The sequence below is a fragment of the Planctomycetaceae bacterium genome, from assembly GCA_041398825.1.
Classification (GTDB): Bacteria; Planctomycetota; Planctomycetia; order Planctomycetales; family Planctomycetaceae; genus F1-80-MAGs062.
In genome coordinates this window covers 338,958-358,342 of record JAWKTX010000008.1, presented here as the reverse complement: position 1 = coordinate 358,342, position 19,385 = coordinate 338,958, and the positions used below count along the sequence as shown (strand labels likewise).

Here is a 19,385-nt window from a genome sequence, read left to right as displayed (position 1 = left end):
TTCAATCCCGGATCGAATGGCAAGTTGCAACCAGAGGTGGACACCGCCAAAAACAGGCCCCAGACAAAGCATGGTCGCCAATCAAGACTTGCTTAAGCAACAAGGCATGCAGCCGGTTGAGATCAGTATTGATCTCGCGTTTGCATAAACAGCGCTTTCTTTTCGCCCGGCAGGGTGAATTCGAACCCGCAGGATTTGAAAAAACCATCCGAAGAGGTGATCGCCATCACTTCCAGGATGTTTCTCATATGGGCGAGATCAACGCACTTCTGAACCAGTCGCTTGCCGATTCCTCGTCCCTGATAGTCTTCATGCACGGCAAGACTTCTCACTTCGGCCAGCTTGGCGGAATAGATTTCCAGAGCCGCGAAGCCGACCAGCTGATCATTGACCCACGCCACAAAGCCAAACGGAACCAGATCGTAAAGTTCGTCGGTTGTTCGAGGCAGCAGCCGGTTTGCCTGCACAAATCGTTCGACGAATGCTTCCAGGTGGGGAATATCTGCTCGGTGCGCTTCCCGCACCAGAATCCCGTTTTCGTCAGGCGGATACTGCGAATTTACCATCGAGGCTGTCATCGGTGGCTCCACCGGCGTGGACTTGCCGGCCCTTTGACCCGCAGACTTTGCCCGACGTTCCTTGCGAGCCTTCGCAGCACGGCTGAGCTTTGTGGCGCGGGGTTTCTTCGCTGTTGCAGCAGCCTTCTTTTTATTTGCAGAGGCTTTCTTGCGCGCCATGGTTTGTGGACCTCGAAATATCCGATACGAAAAAATTCCGGGGAGGCATCATACGCTGACGGAAAGACAACACCTACAGGAGTCTGGCGAAAGAACTCGCGATTCTCACCGGAGAATCAGGCGCAGCCGGTTGATAGCCGTTCTGCCTGCCCGCTGTCGAAATATCGCCAGATTTCCAGTCATGCTGACATCAAAAACCTCAAAACTGTTCGCATCGGCAACGGCCACTTCACCACGCTTCATGCGAATCCCGGTGTTCGTCGATTCGTCCGTGTGTGGTGAAGAAAGCAAAACGCAATCTGCCGCTCCGGTTGCCAGCAAATGAGAGGCCGCCTGCTCAGCCAGCATCGCAAACGATTGTCCGGATGTCTCCGAAGGCCCCGCATCGACAATCGATTTCAGGAAGTTCAAGTCCGCGTAGATACTTGCAGACGCAAGGCACTTCGCGTGTGCGTGTTCTTCAGTAAACCAATGTGCGATCAGCCCGCCCGTTGTGCTTCCTTCCACACAGGCCACCCGCTTGCCGTGTTGAACCAACAGGTTCCCCACAACCTGATGCAGTTCAAGATCGCCTTCCGTGTAAATGGCGTCGCCCAGATGTTCAAGAATTTCGGCGCGGACGTCCTCGGCCAGACGCTGGCTGGTCATCGCATCTTCTGCACGAGCGGTGATCCACAATGAGATCACGGCTTCACTGGCTGTGATGCCCACTTCCGGATTACGTCCTCTTGCGGTCAGTTCCCCCAGCATTTTTTCAACGTCCGATTCACCAAATCCGAAACTGCGAATCACCTTTCGCGTGATCACGGTGTTGCTCGCAACCAGATTCGGACGGACCTGCTGCTCAAACATCGGCTTCATTTCTGCCGGAACGCCCGGCATGACAGCAATCAGGCATCCATCGGGATGAACCAATCCTTCCGCATCCGGCTCAATTCGCATGATAAGCCCGGGGGCAGTGCCACAGAAGTTCTGGATCATTTGAGCCGATTCGGGCCGCTGAGCCTGCCGATGATTGCGATTTGGCATTTCTCTGCCCCTCGCGGCAAAGAGTGCTTTAATCTGCTCCAGCGCCTGCTCATCAGTAATCAATGCTTGCCCGAATGCTGCCGCCAGCGCGTCGCGTGTGATGTCGTCCAGTGTCGGCCCGAGTCCGCCGGTAATCATGACTACACGGGATCGGGTGGCCGCTTCCCGAAATTCAGCCGTCATCGCAGCCATATCATCGGCCAGTGCGGTATGACGCGTTACGGTCCAGCCCAGCGCTTCAAGCTCACGACTCAGCCACTGACTGTTCGTATCCAGTTTCGAACCGCAGGTCAATTCGGATCCAATGGCAATGACTTCAGCGGACATGATTTATCAGGCTCGGCACACAGAGAGAATGGAGATGACTTCGGACGCCGGGGCAAAAGCGTCAACTGGAAACGACTGAACAGAAACAGGTCAGGACGTTAACAGGATCGGAAGTGGCGGCAAGCGATCGGCCGCCATCGGACATCGGCAATAAATGCCGGGGGCCTGACAGATTCGCCGATTTGTGGGCCAGATACCGAACCTGGATTCGCGCAAGGTGTTGCAGCATCACACTTCTGGCGGGTTCAAAGCCGATCTGGGTGTTGCTCCGATTTCTTCGGTGTGAGACACTTCCGCGTCAATCCCATCCGTTCATCTGTTGGAATTTGCATTCGTACGGAAGTCATCCAGTCATGTCGGAACCAGTCCCATCGGACGAGAATCTGAAACGCGTTCGAGAAAAGGTTATGCAACTGGCTCGAGAAATCGAGCAGATGTCCGGCCAGAATATTCCCCCGCAGATTTACTTCCAGGAATTCCTGACGCGAGTCGTCACCGCGATCGGCGCGAGGGCAGGCGCTGTCTGGATGATTGAAGATACTGGTCGGCTCGGCATGGCCGCTCAGGTCAATCTCGATCAAACCGGACTGCGCGAGGTACCCGGTGCGCTTCAGCTGAACGAAAAGCTCCTCAGCGAAGTCCTGCAAACCGGCGAAGCGCGCACGATCGCCCATGGAGGCGAAGCAAAACTACCCACCGAGCATGTGCTGGTTCTTTCTGCACTCCACAAGGAGAAGAATTGTGTTGGTGTGGTCGAACTGTTTCAGCGGCCGGATGTTCCCGAAAAAGCACAATCCGGTTACATGCAGTTTCTCGAACAGATGTGCGGATATGCCTCTCGATTCATCGAAGGGAAACGCAAAAATCAGCCCGAAACAGCTGACGCGAAGAACCAGTTCTGGACGGATTTCGAACAGTTCACCCTGCGTATTCAGCGGACACTCGACGAGCAGGAAGTGGCGGATGCAGCCGCCAGTGACGGGCGCAGTCTACTGGGCGTCGACCGCTTCAGTGTCGTCGTGCGAAAAGGTCGCAGCACAACCGTGCGCGCGGTCAGCGGGCAAAGTTCGGTCAACCATCGTTCGAACCTGATCGTTGCGATGGCAAAGCTTGCCCAGCGCGTGATCGAAATGGGCGAGACGCTCGTCTACACAGGCAAAATCGATGGGCTTCCACCACAGATCGAACAACCTCTCGCGAACTTCGTTCAGGAGAGCGGATCTCGCATGGTGATGCTTGTGCCGACTTACGAAAGTGAGCCGATGGTACACAAGCAGGGCGAAGAAGAAGAACGAAAACGGCGAGTCAAGCGGCCCAAAGCAACCGGCTGCATTGTTGTGGAACAAATTGCCGAATCGGAAGTGTCTTCACAACTCGAACAGCGTGCCGAACTGCTCGCCGATCACATCGGTGCCGCATTGTGGAATGCACGTCAACATTCCCGTATCCTGGGTATGAAGCTCTGGAAGATTCTCGGCACGGGCATGGAGTGGTTCCACGGCCGAAAGCTGGCGATCACACTGGCCGTTCTCACGGGCATCGCATTGATTGCTGCGGCCGGCACATTCTATCGGCTGGAGTACCCCGTCGATGCCGAAGGCAAACTGATGCCAAAAGAGCAGTACGCCGTGTTTGCAAAGTGGGACGGCGAAATCACCCGCGAAGGCCTGAAGGTCAGAGGGGGAGAACGCGTCAAAGCAGGTCAGGTGCTGGTCGTCATGGTGAATGACGAACTGGACGAACAAATTCGGTCCGCAGAAGCAGAAGTGCGAAAACAGGATCAACTGAAGGTCCTGAAGACTTCAGAGCTTGCCGGCGCCAGAAGCGCCGTCCAGCGTGATGGAAGTCGGGGAGAAGACGTCGTCGCCCGCATCAGCGTCGAACTCACCCGCGCGCAGGCAGATCTGGAAATCGCAAAGAATCAGTTGAGCCTGCTTGAGAATCGAAGACAGGAAAAACTCACCATCGTTGCTTCGCATGATGGTATTATTCCAAACTTCCAGCTGCGGCAGATGCTGGAAGACCGACCTGTGCGACAAGGCGATCATCTGTTCGACATCATGAATGATGAAGGCCAGTGGCATATGGAACTGCTCGTACCAGAAAAGCGGATGGGGCATATCCTGCGGACTCAGCGGAGTCGTCTGGAAAGTGGCAAGTCACCGGAAGAATCGCTCCGAATACCCGGCAACTTTTATCTGGCCACTCAGCCGGATAACGACAAACTGAAATGTCATCTGACAAGCATTGCAACGCGTTCCACCACAGACACGGAGATGGGAACAGCGTTTGAACTGCTCGCCGAAGCAGACGACGGTCAGGAACTGCCCGAAAAACGAATCGGAGCAGAAGTCACCGTTCGAATTTACTGCAATGAAACGTCGCTGGCCTACTATTGCTTCGGCGACGTCTACGACTTCATCCTGAAATACCTGTGGCTGTAAGCGATTCAGCAGAAGCGGGCTATCCCGCGTCTGTTTTGCTGACCAGACGATTCCAGCCCAATCCCGCACCAAAGCGGTAAGCGCCAGGGCAGGATGAGGTGCATGCGGTGCGTCGTCTCGAAATGCACAACGCATGAATTTCGACCGAATTGTGCCCGGAGTCTCGCCTGCCGGGCGATCGTCGATTACGATCGGCGTTCCCGCATGCTCACCCATGACGCCAGCTCCTGTAGAGATGATGCATCAACGTCGGCGTATGGAATGAGCCTGCGGTGCACAGTAGTTTTATGCGCCGGACTATTCTGGCAGGCAGGACGATTCTGCGATTTCCTTCCCAGGTGGATGATGTTCACTATGTTTCGAATGCTGATTGTCTGTATCGCTGTATGCGTGCTGAATTCATCGTCAACACGGTCGTTTGCCAAAGGAAAAGACACGTCCAGTGTTCTGGTTGAAGCCGAGAGTTTCACCCATCCCGGCGGATGGAAACTGGACACTCAGTTCATTCGCGAAATGGGATCGCCTTACATGCTGGCCCACGGATTGGGGCAACCTGTGAAAGACGCCAACACCACCGTGACTCTTCCGGAAGCAGGCACATGGCGCGTCTTCGTCCGCACTAAAGACTGGGTCGCTCGATGGAATGCAAAGGGTCAACCCGGACGGTTTCAGGTCCTGATTGACGGGCAGGCGTTACCGGAAACTTTTGGGACACGAAGTGCGGAATGGTTCTGGCACGACGGCGGAACATTTGAAACGACAAAGACCGAAATACAAATTGCTCTGCATGATCTGACCGGCTTCGACGGTCGGTGCGATGCGCTCTATTTCACGAAATCCGGCGAGGCACCGCCGAACATTTCCGAGCCACTGGCTGCATGGCGTCAAACACAGCTTGGGTTGGACAAAACACCAACAAAGCGAGACGGCTACGATCTGGTTGTTGTTGGCGGTGGATACGCCGGAATGGGCGCAGCGATTTCCGCTGCTCGAATGGGCTGCAAGGTCGCACTCATTCAGGATCGGCCGGTTCTTGGCGGTAACGGAAGCAGTGAAATACGCGTCTGGGCCATGGGCAATATCCGACGGGGCAAATTTCCACGGATCGGTGAGATTGTTGAAGAGTTCTGCGACCATGCAACGAAATCGCCCGGACGGTACGAAGAATTTGAAGACGAAAAGAAGGAAGCCATCGTTCGCGCAGAAAAGAACATCGATCTGTTTCTGAATCATCACGCATATCAGGTGAAGACCAGCGAAAAGAAAATCGTTTCTGTCACCGCATTCGATACCCGTACCAGCGAACATTCGGAGTTTCAGGGTCGCCTGTTCTGCGATAGTACAGGGCATGGAACGATTGGCTACCTGGCAGACGCCGACTGGGACATGGAAGACAAAGGTCGGATGGGAATGAGCAACATGTGGGCCTGGGACGAAATCGACCAGACGACGCAGTTCCCGGAAACTCCATGGGCTCTGGACCTGAAGATGGACGACTTTCCTTACCCTCGGGACCACCACGGTCAATGGTTCTGGGAAAGCGGATTTGACAAGGATGCCATTGGCGATGCAGAAGGTATTCGCGACCACAATCTCCGTGCGGTCTACGGTGCATTCAACGCCATGAAAAACCGTGATGGAGCAGACCAGCATCAAACCGCCATCTTGACGTGGGTTGCCTACATCGGCGGCCCCCGCGAATCACGGCGTCTGATGGGAGACGTTGTGCTGACCAACGAAGACATTGTTTCCAAACGTGACTTTCCGGATGGATGCGTGCCCAGCACGTGGTCGATCGATCTGCACTATCCCAAAGAACAGTACGCAGACAAATTCCCGGATAATCCGTTTATCAGTTATGCCGTTCACGATCGATCCGTCGACCGCCAATATGGTTACCCGGTCCCGTACCGATGTTTCTACAGCCGAAACATTGAGAACCTGTTTATGGCGGGGCGAAATATCAGTGTGACACATGAAGCGCTGGGAACGACTCGCGTCATGAAGACTTGCGGCATGATGGGTGAAGTGGTTGGTCGCGCTGCCAGCCTTTGCGTGCTGCATGAATGCCAGCCGCGGGATGTTTACAATCGCTATCTGGCCGAACTGATTGACTTGCTCAATTTGCCCGGAAAAGCGCATCGGGATACGGTTTACGAGCCTGTAAAAATTCCGGACGATGCGATGGAACTCGCCAGTTCCACAGGGCCGATGCCCGGACTCGATCCGAAGAAACTTCCCGGCCTTGTGATCGACGATCGTCAGGCAGAAAAAACCGGCCCGTGGACCGAAGGCACGGGGCTCCGGGGCTTTGTGGCATTTGGCTATCTGTATTCAGGAAACAAAGAATCGGCCATTCGTTATAAGTTCGACGCTCCCGCCACCGGCAAGCATGAGATTCGTCTGGGATATCTGAACCACGAAAATCGCGCATCGAATGTGAAGGTGAAAGTCACGATTGGCAGCATGACTGTCACGAGAGAAATTAACATGAAGGAACCCGCGCCGCTGGAAAACAACTTCATCAGTCTTGGAGTTTTCAGAGCGAAAGAAGGTGATCCCTGCATCGTCGAAATCAATGGCATGCATGTGAATGGAAACATGCATGTCGACGCTGTCCAGGTCCTTCCTGCTGATTAAGTCAATGGCGGGCAGGCTGATCATTGTCTACCGCGTTTTCGTCTTTGTCGCGATCGTCCTGCTGATTCACATCCAGCACCGACAGTGGCAAATCGAAATGCTGATCGCCGAAAGAGATCTGTCGCGGCTGTTACCGCTGGTGCAGGATGTCTTCCCCGACGCAGCATCCATCACCCCGGCCAGCCCGGCAGAAAAAGCAGATTCCGGCCTCGAAACCATGGGCAACCTGCTTGCAATCGAGAACCGTGACGGCGAGCTCTCGGGTTACGCCGTCCGAACATCTCCGGCAGCTGATCATATCATTGGCTTTTCCGGGCCAACAGATGTCCTCGTGACTGCAGATACAAAAGGACGCATTCGTAAAGTCAAGATCCTGAGCAGTCTGGACACTCGAGACCATGTTCAGGAAATCCTGGACAATCAGTATTTCCTGCCTGCGTTTGGTTCTCATTCTCTGCAGGACATGCGCCGCGCTCCGCAGGTGGAAGCAGTCTCCGGTGCAACACTCACATCCCTGGCAATCCTGGAAAGTCTCCGATTCGCTTTGAACGAAGACCGATCGTCAGAAAACAGCCCAGACGGGAAACTCACCCATCGCAGTGAAGTTTCGCTGAAATTTCCCGAGCCACCACAATTGAAGGATGTGCAGATCATTTTTCCGGAGGCAAATTCCGTCTCCGCTTCGAATCAGTCCGGTCCCGGCAAATGGATCGTGACAAACGCCTCAGGAATCATGCTGGGACACATTTTTTGTACATCACCAGCCGCAGACAATTTGATTGGATACCAGGGTCCAACCAACACGCTCATCGGCCTGACCACCGACGACAACGTTGTCGGCATTGCTGTTGGAAACAGCTACGACAATGAACCCTACGTCGACTATGTCAGAGACGACACTTACTTCCGGAAGCTGTTCGTCGGACGCAGCATCAGCGAACTATCACAACTGGACCTCGACACCGAACGAATCGAAGGGGTCAGCGGAGCAACAATGACAAGCCTCGCTGTCGCCGAATCGCTTCAGGTTGCTGCAGTGGACTACGTCCGAAGGCTTGAGGAGACACAGGAGACGGCCAGTGGCTCCAAATCGGAGAATCCGGTGTACTCTTTTGTTACGCTCCGTAATATTTCAACGACATTGATCACCGCCATTGGCGTTCTGATCGGAACAACGGGACTTCGGGGAAAGCGCCGATTACGATGGTCGTTTCAGATTATTCTGATCGTCTGGCTGGGACTTGTTAACGGAGACTTACTGTCGCAGGCATCTTTACTGGGATGGTCACAAAACGGAATTCCATGGCAACGCGCGGCAGGTCTGGTGATCCTGACTCTTGCCGCTGTGATCGTCCCGATTGTTTCACGCCGAAATGTTTACTGCAGCCACATCTGCCCGCACGGAGCTGTGCAACAATTGTTGCGGAATCGGTTGCCATGGAAGTTGTCCATTTCCGGCAAGATACAGCGACGGCTGAGGCTGATTCCGGTAATTCTGATCACCTGGGTCATGCTTGTAGGGTTCCTGCATTTGCCGTTCAGTCCGGTCGACATAGAACCGTTTGATGCCTGGCTGTTTTCAATTGCTGGTACTGCCACAATCATCGTCGCCATCGGTGGGCTGGTTGCCTCTGCGCTCACACCAATGGCTTATTGTCGATTCGGATGTCCAACCGGCGCGCTTCTGGATTTCCTCACTCGCTCTCGCAGATCGGATTGGCAATTGCAGGACACCTTTGCGCTGATTCTGCTGGCCGCAGCCATAGTCCTCCAGATGACGGTTTGAGGTCATTCCGTTTCAGATTGTCGTTTTCGAATTCATTTCGGGCCAACCGATCCAGTCGAATGTATTCCTGGCCAACCACCCAATCTGAGGTGGCAACTCACAATCGAGCGGATTCTTCCAGATGGCCAGCCGGGCGTTCGTGAAGCCGGTTGGTCTGATAGGCCTCGATCAGGCGTTCCAGCATTTCAATCCGATAACGAATTCGTTGTCCCCGCTCGGTATCACGTGTTGAGCGTGGCTGATGAAACACTCGAATCTCCTGAACCTTCGGAACGATATCGATACCATCGCGGATGGCTGCATCAACGGAGTCAAAGTGATGGTGCTCTGCCAGTACAATGCGATTCGCTTCAAGAACCAGGGTGTATCCATAATCGCCGTAAGCTTCTGAAAAAGCACCATCGATTGTGATGGCTTTTCCACTTCGTTTGAGTGGTGACTCCCCGGCTTCGACTCTCACCGGAACGTGACCGTTCACAATCAGACCACCATCAGTTTCCATGCCGAATTCCCGGAGGATGCGATCGCAGAAATCGACTTCGTGGATTAGTGAAAAGTAAGGATCCTTGGTTTCACGATGCGGTTTTTTATCCTGGATAAAATCACGCTCGAATGTGGCAATTCGGTCCTTCCCGAATAGTGGAGATCGAGGACCACTCCAAAGATACCAGAGAAAGTCCAGATCATTCTCTGCTGACCGCATCACGGCCCGACGGACAACTTTCTCGATACCTTCAAACAACGCTCGCCCGGCCATCCGCTGGTCATCCACCACCAGTGGAAGAAAGTTGCCGTCGGCATCCACCGGCACGCATGCGTGGAAGATCAGGCACTCGTCGCGACGAAGATACATCGAACCATGCCCCACCATAAATCGGACTTGTTCCTGCAACTTCTGACTGTTCAGAAAGGAGTGCTTCAGATGAGACAGACAGGATGCTTCTTCGGGTGTAAGTTCATAAGGGTGATCCGGATCAATTGTGGGGAACAACTGATCTCTCAATGGGTACCTTTCGCCATCGATGACGATGGTACCGTTTGCGTAGTCAATCCGGTGCAGCAATCTTCTGTGATTGAGCTCCCATTGTGGGTTGCGTTCAATCAGTTTCCCTTCCAGTTTGAACTGCATCACTGCCGCAGCCTTCTGCATCCGGGCAACGATTTCTTTTGGCCGCATACCATCTCCCTTCGGAAGGAAGTGTATGGCCGGATCTTCAGCATAAACCGTGCGAGCCAGGTGCTCCAGCGGCGTCAGGGGAATGCTGTATCCCTCATCCAGCTGCCCCAAACGTCGATATCGAAGTGAGATGCGAAGAACCGTACAGATGAGCGCTTCGTTGCCGAGAGCAGCACCCAGCCAGAGTGCGTCGTGGTTGCCCCAAATGAACTCCACATTGGGTTGCAGACGAAGATAGTCCACGACGCGATCGCCGCGCGGCCCACGATCCCAGCAGTCTCCCCCAATAATCAATTCATCGACAGCCAGGTTTCGAATCAGGCGGCCGAGTAAATGGATCAGGTGCAGCGCGCGATCTCGACGAACGAGTTCGTCCAGCATGGCGGAAATAAACTCGACGCTGCGTTCGGTCGACGGAGCATGCAGCATCTCCAGCAGAAGTTCCCGGTATTCTGCCGGGAAAAGTTTGGTTGCCAGACGCAGGCTGTAGTTCGAAACCAGGTAGCGTAGCAATTGAAGCTGTGGTTTCAGGGTTCGTTCTGCAAATGCGCGAACATCCTCGGGAGATGTGAGTTTTTCCCGGAGCTGTCCAGTCACTTCCGCGGGGTAAAACGTCAGCTTCAGAAACTCTTCCAGTTCGCCTGCGTTCATCGTTTCGGCAAAGAATTCTTCCACCAGCGGCCGAAGTGTCCCGGAGGCATTGTTGATCACATGTTGAAGTTTTTTATCTTCACCGTGAATATCACTGATGACGTGAACTGCCCCTTTGGGAAGAGTCTGCACTGCCGACAGTCGAGCCACTTCAGCTATGGCAGCGTCGACGTTGGGGTACTCTAACGACAGTAACTCCAGGAGCGACAGATCTGCTTCGGGACGTTTAAATGACACTGTAGGGTTGAGCATGTTGCAGGGCGTTCAATGAGGAGAAGAGGTCAATTGTGCGTTTTACGGCAGTCAAGCCGAGATGAAATCGACATGTTCGAAATTAACTCACGCAGTCTGATTTCACCATGTCAACGCAGTGAATTCCGAATCGCAAGCAACCAAACTCCACAAAGCTGGACTTTGCGAAACCCAGGGGCTCGGTTCAGCCCGAAAGTCCTCGTTCTGCCCGGAGAAATGGGTTCCTGGGAGGTTAACTCTGCAGACGCCCCAAAGCCGGTTAATTTTCGGCCGCGGCTGCGGTGATGAGCCTCGGATGCTTCGTTCACACGGATCCCCGGGTTAGTACATCTCGCCCTAAGGTTCTGCCCAATTGAAACGGCACGAGAATCGCGCAGACTCTCAATGAGGTTCACGTACCAGAAATTCGCTTCAAAACCAGTTTTCGATGCAGGTCGTGGAAGTCACCGGACGCCTGACCGAGATGGTTCTTACGATGCACTGGTCGATTTTTGTGTGGTGCAAAGAGATTCGTTTGATGGATACCAGGAGAGAACTTCGATGAGCCTGATGGAAACAACCACGCGGACAGCCAGTCCGAAAGCGACGCTGTCAGATTCATTTTCAACAGATGTTCGAATTTCGAAGCATCCGGACAAAGCTGGATTTCTGCTTGAAACCACACAGCTCCTCTCCGGAAGCCTGACCGAGGTCTTTGAGTTCTTTTCCGATGCGATGCAATTGGAAACGATCACACCGAAGTGGCTTCATTTTCACGTAACCACGCCACGGCCGATCGTCATTCAGGAGGGGACTCTCATCGACTACCGTCTGAAATTACGCGGCATCCCAATCAAATGGCGGACTCGAATCAGTGAGTGGGCTCCACCGTTTCGATTTGTTGATGAGCAACTTCGCGGGCCTTATTTGTGGTGGCACCACACCCACTATTTTGAGCAGGTCGGGAACTATGTGAAAATGACAGATCGGGTTCACTACGGGGTTCCGGGCGGACGATTCGTACACTGGCTTTGTGTGAAGAACGATGTCAAACGCATCTTCGAATACCGACAAACCCAGATGAAGAAGCTGTTCCCGATTGACGATGTGTGATGCATGTACCTGAAACGGTCCACAATTTGCTTGGCTTGGGAGCGCAGCAGCCTGTTGAAAAACGGGACTGGCTCGAGCAGGAGACCTGAAAACACGACGGCTTCCGGTCGTCCTGCATGCCGGTCCCGGTTTTTCGGTCGTCGGTTTTCATCGAACAATTAGCGCTAATGTGCGAAATTTCGACAGCCAGGTGTGCCGAGTATCACATAGGTTGGCAAAGTTGCTGCTTCGGGGTTGATTCCCGAATTGTCATGAGCGAAGATCTGAGAAGACTCTTGTATTTTCGGTGAGTGAACTGGCATGTCCTCGATGTTCCACAACAAATCAGGCATTTATCAACAGGCATTCCGCCTGATGCTGTGCCTGTGCATGTGGCGCGGGCCTGTGCCAATGATGCACCATCACTCTCATTCACCAGAGTCGCACGCCGCTCAGGCTGCCCATATTCGCACATTCCATGAGGCCTCACCCGTTTGCTTCACTGAATGGCACTGGCATCTTGTGACTCCCGGCAGCCTTCCCGAACACTCGGGAGATTCGCCCCAGCGGAATGTGGTGGAAGATCTGCTTTCGCTGATTTGTTCTCCGGAATCGCACGCAAATGACGTTGCTGTTCTAAACGAGGGATTGTTGATTGAATCCTTCGACTTCAGAGTGTCAGTCGGAACTGAGCCTCCGATCAGTAATGCTCCGGGCTCCTTCCTGAACACGCTCTTGCCTTCAAAGTCGCTGGCGGCCGTGACCGGCACCGCGATCATCTAGAACCGGCTCCGTTGCCGCTCGGCTCACGCCTGAGCCAGCGTTGCGGCAATCTGCAGGTCGTCCGGTCTCTGTTCTGTTCGTGCCCACGTCCAGGATTCCCTTCCGGCTGAGTTCGTCTGCGTTGACCATCAACCTTGTGGTCCACGCTGTTCTCTGCCCTGACCGCGTCGCACCGCCCACTTGCCTGTGGTGAATCCCGTTCACAATGCGCAATTCATTCTTGCGCTGATCAAAAACTGGTTCCTGTGCCCTGAGTTTTTAAGCTGTGTCAACAGCAGGCGGTCAATCATCATGAAGTACATTCTCCCCATTGCCGGCGCAATGCTGTTGTCAGCGTTCGCGGGCGCTTTCGTGGTTTGGAGTCGAGTGAAGCCTCAGCCACTAGTCGTCGAACAAATGGAACCGAGGGAAACTGAATCCGAGGTCTCGGGCGACATACAGCCGTCGACGGTCACACTGAACAACGAGAAAGCTGCAGCCACGTCGCTCAAGGTCGAAGGAGTTCAGGAACGCCCAGTCAGACCGTTCAATACGGTAGCTGGTCGTCTTCGGTACGACGACCAGCGTCATATCGAAGTGCGCGTGGCAACGTCGGGCGTCCTGACCAGTGTCCACGTAAAACCTGGCGACCGCGTGAAGGCTGGTGAAGTTCTCGCGGAACTCAACAGCTCCGAAGTCGGCCACGCTCGCGCGGATGTTCTTCAGCGAGAAGCTGACCTGGCGATCGTGACACAGAAGCGGGACTGGGAACAACTGGTTTGCCAGGGCATTCAGAAAATGGCCGGCGCCATTCAGGGTCGACAGCCGCTGGATCAGATTCAGGAGCAGCTGCGTGGGGTTTCGCTTGGCTCTGCGAGGGAAAAGATTCTTTCGAATTACTCTCAGTTGTTGCTGGCCGAATCTCTGACAAAGTCTGCTCAGCAGAACGTTGCAACAGGTGTCGTCCCTGCAAAGGTTCTGCAGGAACGACAGACGGAACGCGACACTGCAGAAGCATCATTACAGGGAACACTGGAACAACTGATTTTTGACGCACGGCAGTCATGTCGACAGGCAGAAGTCGCAGTGAACGATGCCCAGCGCCGGTTGAAAATCAGCCGACAGAATGTTGCAACACTGCTGGGGCAGGTGGGGGCCGATGTCTATTCGGACGATCAGCTGGACATGGATGAAAGCGTTCTTTCACTGGTGCGGGTTCGTGCGCCATTTGCCTCCACTGTAGAGCAGAAGAACTTCAGTACTTCCGAACGAGTCAGTATTGGCGATTCATTGTTCGTTCTTGCGGACACATCAACGCTCTGGGTAGCTGCCGATCTGCGAGACCGGGATCGTGGTGCCCTGGCATTAAACCCTGGCGATGAGATTGAGGTTTTTGTGACACCGGGTTCAACGACACCCGTGGTCGCTAACGTGTATTTTGTTGGACGTGAAGTAGATCCATCAACGAATGCGGTGCCTTTGATTGCGGTCATCCGGAATACGGATGGATCCCTTCGCCCGGGGATGTATGTGACCGTGCGAGTGCCACTCGGCGAAGCAAAGCAAGCCATTGCTGTCCCGGAAAGTGCGATCGTGGAGCACGACTCTCAGAAGTTTGTTTTCGTGCCGGACGACCAGAATACCTTCCACCGAGTGGACGTCACGACCGGACTTTCTTCGGGTGATTATGTGCAGATTCTTTCAGGCGTGAACGCGGGCGATCAGGTTGTCGTTGCGGGTGCCTTTGTCCTGAAGAGCGAAATGCTGCTTGAGCGTGAAGAGTAGTTGTCTCTATCCCGGCTCCATTCAATGAGCCGAATCACTGCGTAGATTTCAGTCATCCCAGCGCAGCTTCGTTTGAAAGCCCGCCATGTTAGCCCGCCTGATCGAACTGACACTTGAAAATCGATTTCTGGTCCTTGCAGGTACATTGTTGATGGCCGTTGCCGGTATCAATGCGGCCGTCCATCTGCCCATTGATGCCGTCCCTGACATGACCAACGTACAGGTAACCGTAATCACGGACGCGGGCTCGTTGTCGCCCGTCGAAGTGGAACGCTACGTGACGTACCCGGTTGAATCGACGATGGGCGGACTGCCAAACGTCGAAGAAGTACGCAGCGTTTCAAAGTTCGGCATATCGGTCGTCACCATCGTTTTTGAAGAGGGTGCCGATATCTATCTGGCTCGGCAACTGGTTTCAGAACGCCTGACAAACGCCGCCTCGAATATCCCGCCAGGCTATGGCACACCGGAAATCGGTCCGCTCACCACGGCTCTGGGAGAGATCCTCCAGTTCGAAGTCCGAAACGCTCAGGGACAGACATATTCGCCCATGCAGCTTCGGACAATCCTCGAATGGGAAGTCGCACCAAAGCTTCGAGAAGTCAACGGTGTGACGGAAATCAATACTCACGGCGGCTTCTATCAGACGTTTGAGATTCGTCCGGATCCATCTTTGCTGAACAGCAATGCCATCACACTTGAGGAGTTGTTCAACGTCATCGAATCGAACAACATGGCGGCCGGAGGCGGTTACGTCGTCCACAACGACGAACAACGATTCCTTCGAGGCCAGGCACTTGTCACCGGCGTTGAGGATCTGAAGAGTATCGTCATTCGCCGTGAGGCAGATGGAACGCCGATACTGGTTCGCGACGTTGCCGAAGTGGCAATCGCCCCAATGACTCGTCAGGGCGCAGTGACTCGTGATGGGCGAGGTGAAGCGGTGACCGGGCTGGTCATGATGTTGGTGGGAGAGAACTCACGCGAAGTCGTCGAACGAGTCAAGGTTCGACTGGACGAAATACGCGAGACAATGCCCGAAGGAGTCGAAATTGAAGTGATCTACGATCGATCTGCATTGATCGGTCGCACACTGCATACGGTCCTGAAAAATCTGGTGGAAGGCGGAGCCCTGGTGATTCTGGTGCTGCTGATGATGCTCGGCAGTTTTCGCGCCGGACTGATTACTGCACTGGCGATCCCGCTTTCCATGCTGTTTGCCACAAATCTGATGCAACTGACTGGAATTACAGCCAGCCTTATGAGCCTGGGCGCAATCGACTTCGGGCTGATCGTGGACTCATCTGTCATCATGATCGAAAACTGTATTCATCGGTTATCCCATAATCATGATGGCCGAGACCATAAGACGATCATTCGCGACGCCGCCATCGAAGTCAGAAAACCGACGATGTTCGGCGAGCTGATTATTTCCATCGTTTATCTCCCGATCCTGATGCTTCAGGGGACGGAAGGTAAATTATTTCGCCCGATGGCTTTGACCGTCCTGTTTGCCCTTGCTGGCTCGCTGATCCTGTCAATGACATTCATGCCAGCGATGGCCTCTCTCGCCCTTCCGCGACATATGAAAGACAAAGATGTCTTCCTGGTTCGCTGGATCAAGTGGCTTTACGCCCCGATTGTCAGTCGGGCGATCAGTCATCCTTATATCACGACCGCCATTGCGATCGCCGTGTTTGGTATCAGTATTCCGGTCGGATTAAATCTGGGGGCCGAATTCATGCCCCGTCTGGAGGAAGGTGACTTACTGGTCGAAGCGGTTCGGCTTCCGAGCGCAACGCTGGAGGGTGCGATCGACATGTCGACTCGCATTGAAAAAGAGATCCTTCAGTTTCCGGAAGTCAAAACAGCATTCTGCAAGACAGGCCGACCAGAAATCGCAAATGATGTGATGGGCGTGCATCAAACCGATGTCTGGGTCATTCTGAAGGATCACACCGAATGGCGTCCTGGAGTCACCAGAGAAAAACTGATTGAAGAAATGTCCGATGCCCTGAATAGCCGTGTTCCGGGTGTGGCATTTGGATTTACGCAGCCCATCGAAATGCGAGTCGACGAGCTCGTAGCGGGAGTCAAAGCCGACGTCGCTGTGCTGTTGTACGGAGATGATCTGACGAAACTGGCGAGCCTGTCGAAAGACATCGAACGCGTGCTGAAGACGATACCGGGCGCGGTGGATGTGAAAGCAGACTACCAGGCCAACCTGGCCACCCTGACCATACTGCCCCGGCGTGAGGCCATGGCTCAGTACGGAATCGAAGCTCGACAGGTGATGGATGTCGTGGAATCGCTTGGAGGTCGTCAATGCGGAACGATTTTCGAAGGGCGAGCAAGATTTCCCATCATGGTCCGTATTCCGGAAAACTGGCGTGGAAGAGAAGAGATGATTCGGCAGCTTCCGGTCGCCGATGCCGGCGGAAAACCCGTGCCGCTGGGAGAACTTGCAGACCTGATTCCGGAAGAAACACCGCCTACCGTCGAACACGACTCCAACCGCCGCCGGACGTTCATTTCTGCCAATGTCCGCGGCGTGGATGTGGCGTCGTTTGTCACGGCTGCACAGAAAGCCGTCGAAAGCAAAGTGAACCTGCCCACCGGATATGAAATTCAGTGGGGTGGAGATTTTGAAAACCTCCAGTCCGCGAGCAAACGTCTCGCAATGATCACTCCCATTGTTCTGTTGATGATCTTTCTGCTGCTTTACACATCCTTCAAGTCAACAAGTCTCGCGATGCTGATCTTCCTTGCGGTTCCCATGGCCGCATCCGGTGGCGTCTTCGCGCTTAAAATGCGAGGTTTTCCGTTCAGCATTTCGGCGGGCGTTGGGTTCATTGCTCTGTTCGGTGTCGCCGTTTTGAACGGTCTCGTCTGGGTCAGCGCGGCCGAACGGCTTCGCAAGACCGGCATGCCGCTGGATCAGGCCACACGAGAAACAGCGCTTTCACGGCTTCGGCCGGTATTGATGACCGCATTCGTTGCGAGTCTTGGTTTCCTTCCTATGGCCATATCGACAAGTGACGGCGCAGAGATGCAACGCCCACTTGCATCCGTTGTTATCGGCGGTCTGGTCACATCGACCCTTCTGACTTCACTGGTGGTACCGGCAATCTATCCCTGGTTCACTCGCCCATTTGTTGAGGGCGAAGAGGCATCCGACGATTAACCCATCGCGCAGATAAAAGACGCTTCGGGCTCACCAGAAATTTCTTCATCAATTGACAGGTCCGTCATGGAACTCGACTATCAGAAAGACCCGTCCCTGCTTGCCAAACTGATCGATGGCATGCCCGTGGGATTCTTCACCGTCAATGAATTGGGAGAATTTGTTTCCTGGAGTGACGGCGCCACGCGAATCACAGGGTACTCGCGAGAGGACGTTCTTGGCAGATCCTGCACGATGCTCGGAGCAGGCCAGCAGAAGGGATTCGGGTCACTGCCTGAAATTCTGAGTGCGCACTCTCCGAGCACTGCTGACGGTGTGCACCGTCAGGAATACAAAGTGCTCGCAAGAGATGGAAGAGCGTTGCAGCTTCACGGAAGTATCCGTCTCCTTCGAGATGATCTGGGGAAGCCGAAGGGAGCCATCGGATGCTTCAGAGATGTCACGGAGTTTGTTCTTGCATACCAGAAGATCGAGATGCTCGAAGAGCAAACGTGTCAACGGGATGCATTCGAACAGCTCATCGGTGCCAGCCAGCCCATGCAGGAAGTGTATCGGCGGCTGAGACTTGCTGCACAGACCGACGTAACAGCATTCATCAGTGGCGAACCAGGTACCGGAAAAGAAACAGCGGCCCGTGCGATTCACTCCGTCAGTGATCGTCGCGCGAAACCATTCATCGCGGTTCGTTGCTCCGCAATTCCCGATCCACTGCTCGAAAGTGAACTCTTCGGGCACGTCGAAGGAGCATTTCCAGGAGCGGTCCGAGATCAGGTTGGAATGTTTGAAGCGGCGGACGGCGGGACACTGTTTCTTGACGAAATCGAAGAGGTGTCGCCATTGCTGCAACTCAAACTACTTCGCGTTCTTCAGGAACGCGGGATTCGACGGGTTGGTAGTGACAAGCCAGTGCCAATCGACGTCCGAATTATTGCTGCCACCAGCAAGGATGTACGGGAACAGATTTCACGAGGTGAATTTCGGGAAGATTTCTATTACCGAATCCATGTCTTCGATATCAGACTTCCGCCTCTACGCGATCGTCGCGAAGACGTTACGTTGCTCGCAAACCAATTCCTCAGGGAAATTTCCTCACGCCAGGTACGAGCCGTCAATAGCTTCTCTCGTGATGCCATGCAGCGGTTGCTCGACTATGACTGGCCCGGAAATGTGCGCGAGTTGCGGAATGCGATCGAGCACGCGATGACAACCGTGGCAGACAACCGGATTACTCTTTTCGACCTGCCTTCCGAAATTCGAAATCCTTCTGCCCGACGAAATTTCCAGCGGATGCCGGATGGAACGCGGCGAATCAAGTCCACCGCGCCAGCAACAATCCCGGTTGATAAACTGACACCAAAACAGCGAGAAGAACGCGACCAACTGCTTAGAGTGCTGGAAGAAACAGGTGGCAACAAGACCGCCGCCGCCAGAATTCTTGGGTTCAGCCGAGTCACGATGTGGAAGAAGGTCAGCAAATACGGTATCGACTAACGTTTCAACTGGAGCCTGAGCCAGAGAATCCGCTGCGAATCGCAGCCCT

Annotated in this window: 11 protein-coding genes; 8 read left to right on the top strand and 3 right to left on the bottom strand. The window is 54.2% G+C overall.

The features are described 5' to 3' along the window. Positions 1-122 precede the first annotated feature (122 nt). On the bottom strand, positions 123-737 hold the full coding sequence (locus R3C20_16275; GenBank protein ID MEZ6042060.1) for a GNAT family N-acetyltransferase: 615 nt from the start codon (positions 735-737) through the stop codon (positions 123-125). 105 nt (positions 738-842) lie between these two features. Further along, positions 843-2,093: a molybdopterin-binding protein gene (locus R3C20_16270; GenBank protein ID MEZ6042059.1), complete on the bottom strand. Its 1,251-nt coding sequence runs from the start codon at positions 2,091-2,093 to the stop codon at positions 843-845. Positions 2,094-2,446: 353 nt separating this feature from the next. Here R3C20_16270 and R3C20_16265 point away from each other — a divergent pair, with 353 nt between their 5' ends. The 3 genes from R3C20_16265 to R3C20_16255 all read left to right on the top strand — a co-directional run bounded on the left by R3C20_16265 (position 2,447) and on the right by R3C20_16255 (position 8,963). Further along, entirely contained in the window at positions 2,447-4,537 is a 2,091-nt protein-coding gene (locus tag R3C20_16265) for a hypothetical protein (protein MEZ6042058.1), read from the top strand. Positions 4,538-4,891: 354 nt separating this feature from the next. Beyond that, positions 4,892-7,177, top strand: a complete 2,286-nt coding sequence (locus R3C20_16260; GenBank protein ID MEZ6042057.1) for an FAD-dependent oxidoreductase — start codon at positions 4,892-4,894, stop codon at positions 7,175-7,177. Next, positions 7,143-8,963 (top strand): FMN-binding protein, encoded by a 1,821-nt coding sequence (locus R3C20_16255; protein ID MEZ6042056.1) that lies wholly within the window; start codon positions 7,143-7,145, stop codon positions 8,961-8,963. The genes R3C20_16260 and R3C20_16255 overlap by 35 nt, the downstream gene beginning before the upstream one ends. A 97-nt stretch (positions 8,964-9,060) precedes the next feature. Here the strand turns inward: R3C20_16255 and R3C20_16250 are convergent, their stop codons facing one another. Continuing rightward, positions 9,061-11,043 carry a fructose-bisphosphatase class III gene (locus R3C20_16250; protein ID MEZ6042055.1) on the bottom strand — a complete coding sequence of 661 codons (1,983 nt, stop codon included), beginning with the start codon at positions 11,041-11,043 and terminating at the stop codon, positions 9,061-9,063. 540 nt (positions 11,044-11,583) lie between these two features. On the opposite strand from R3C20_16250, the gene R3C20_16245 reads away from it, so the two are divergent. From R3C20_16245 to R3C20_16225, 5 genes are all read left to right on the top strand, one after another. After that, the gene (locus R3C20_16245; protein MEZ6042054.1) at positions 11,584-12,135 is read left to right on the top strand and encodes an SRPBCC family protein; all 552 of its coding nucleotides are present in this window, start codon (positions 11,584-11,586) and stop codon (positions 12,133-12,135) included. Positions 12,136-12,435: 300 nt separating this feature from the next. Beyond that, positions 12,436-12,897, top strand: a complete 462-nt coding sequence (locus tag R3C20_16240) for a hypothetical protein (protein ID MEZ6042053.1) — start codon at positions 12,436-12,438, stop codon at positions 12,895-12,897. A gap of 291 nt (positions 12,898-13,188) precedes the next feature. Then, complete coding sequence (locus tag R3C20_16235; protein ID MEZ6042052.1) at positions 13,189-14,661, top strand: efflux RND transporter periplasmic adaptor subunit; 1,473 nt, start codon at positions 13,189-13,191, stop codon at positions 14,659-14,661. 85 nt (positions 14,662-14,746) lie between these two features. Then, positions 14,747-17,845, top strand: a complete 3,099-nt coding sequence (locus R3C20_16230; GenBank protein MEZ6042051.1) for a CusA/CzcA family heavy metal efflux RND transporter — start codon at positions 14,747-14,749, stop codon at positions 17,843-17,845. A 66-nt stretch (positions 17,846-17,911) separates the two neighbouring features. Continuing rightward, positions 17,912-19,336, top strand: a complete 1,425-nt coding sequence (locus R3C20_16225) for a sigma 54-interacting transcriptional regulator (protein MEZ6042050.1) — start codon at positions 17,912-17,914, stop codon at positions 19,334-19,336. The last annotated feature ends 49 nt before the right edge of the window (positions 19,337-19,385 follow it).

Excerpts from the sequence above, each read along its gene's own strand:
- R3C20_16225 (MEZ6042050.1), top strand. The coding sequence starts at position 17,912 with ATGGAACTCGACTATCAGAAAGACCCGTCCCTGCTTGCCAAACTGATC.
- R3C20_16265 (MEZ6042058.1), top strand. The coding sequence starts at position 2,447 with ATGTCGGAACCAGTCCCATCGGACGAGAATCTGAAACGCGTTCGAGAA.
- R3C20_16240 (MEZ6042053.1), top strand. The coding sequence starts at position 12,436 with ATGTCCTCGATGTTCCACAACAAATCAGGCATTTATCAACAGGCATTC.
- R3C20_16270 (MEZ6042059.1), bottom strand. The coding sequence starts at position 2,093 with ATGTCCGCTGAAGTCATTGCCATTGGATCCGAATTGACCTGCGGTTCG.
- R3C20_16230 (MEZ6042051.1), top strand. The coding sequence starts at position 14,747 with ATGTTAGCCCGCCTGATCGAACTGACACTTGAAAATCGATTTCTGGTC.
- R3C20_16260 (MEZ6042057.1), top strand. The coding sequence starts at position 4,892 with ATGTTTCGAATGCTGATTGTCTGTATCGCTGTATGCGTGCTGAATTCA.
- R3C20_16235 (MEZ6042052.1), top strand. The coding sequence starts at position 13,189 with ATGAAGTACATTCTCCCCATTGCCGGCGCAATGCTGTTGTCAGCGTTC.
- R3C20_16275 (MEZ6042060.1), bottom strand. The coding sequence starts at position 737 with ATGGCGCGCAAGAAAGCCTCTGCAAATAAAAAGAAGGCTGCTGCAACA.
- R3C20_16245 (MEZ6042054.1), top strand. The coding sequence starts at position 11,584 with ATGAGCCTGATGGAAACAACCACGCGGACAGCCAGTCCGAAAGCGACG.
- R3C20_16250 (MEZ6042055.1), bottom strand. The coding sequence starts at position 11,043 with ATGCTCAACCCTACAGTGTCATTTAAACGTCCCGAAGCAGATCTGTCG.
- R3C20_16255 (MEZ6042056.1), top strand. The coding sequence starts at position 7,143 with ATGTCGACGCTGTCCAGGTCCTTCCTGCTGATTAAGTCAATGGCGGGC.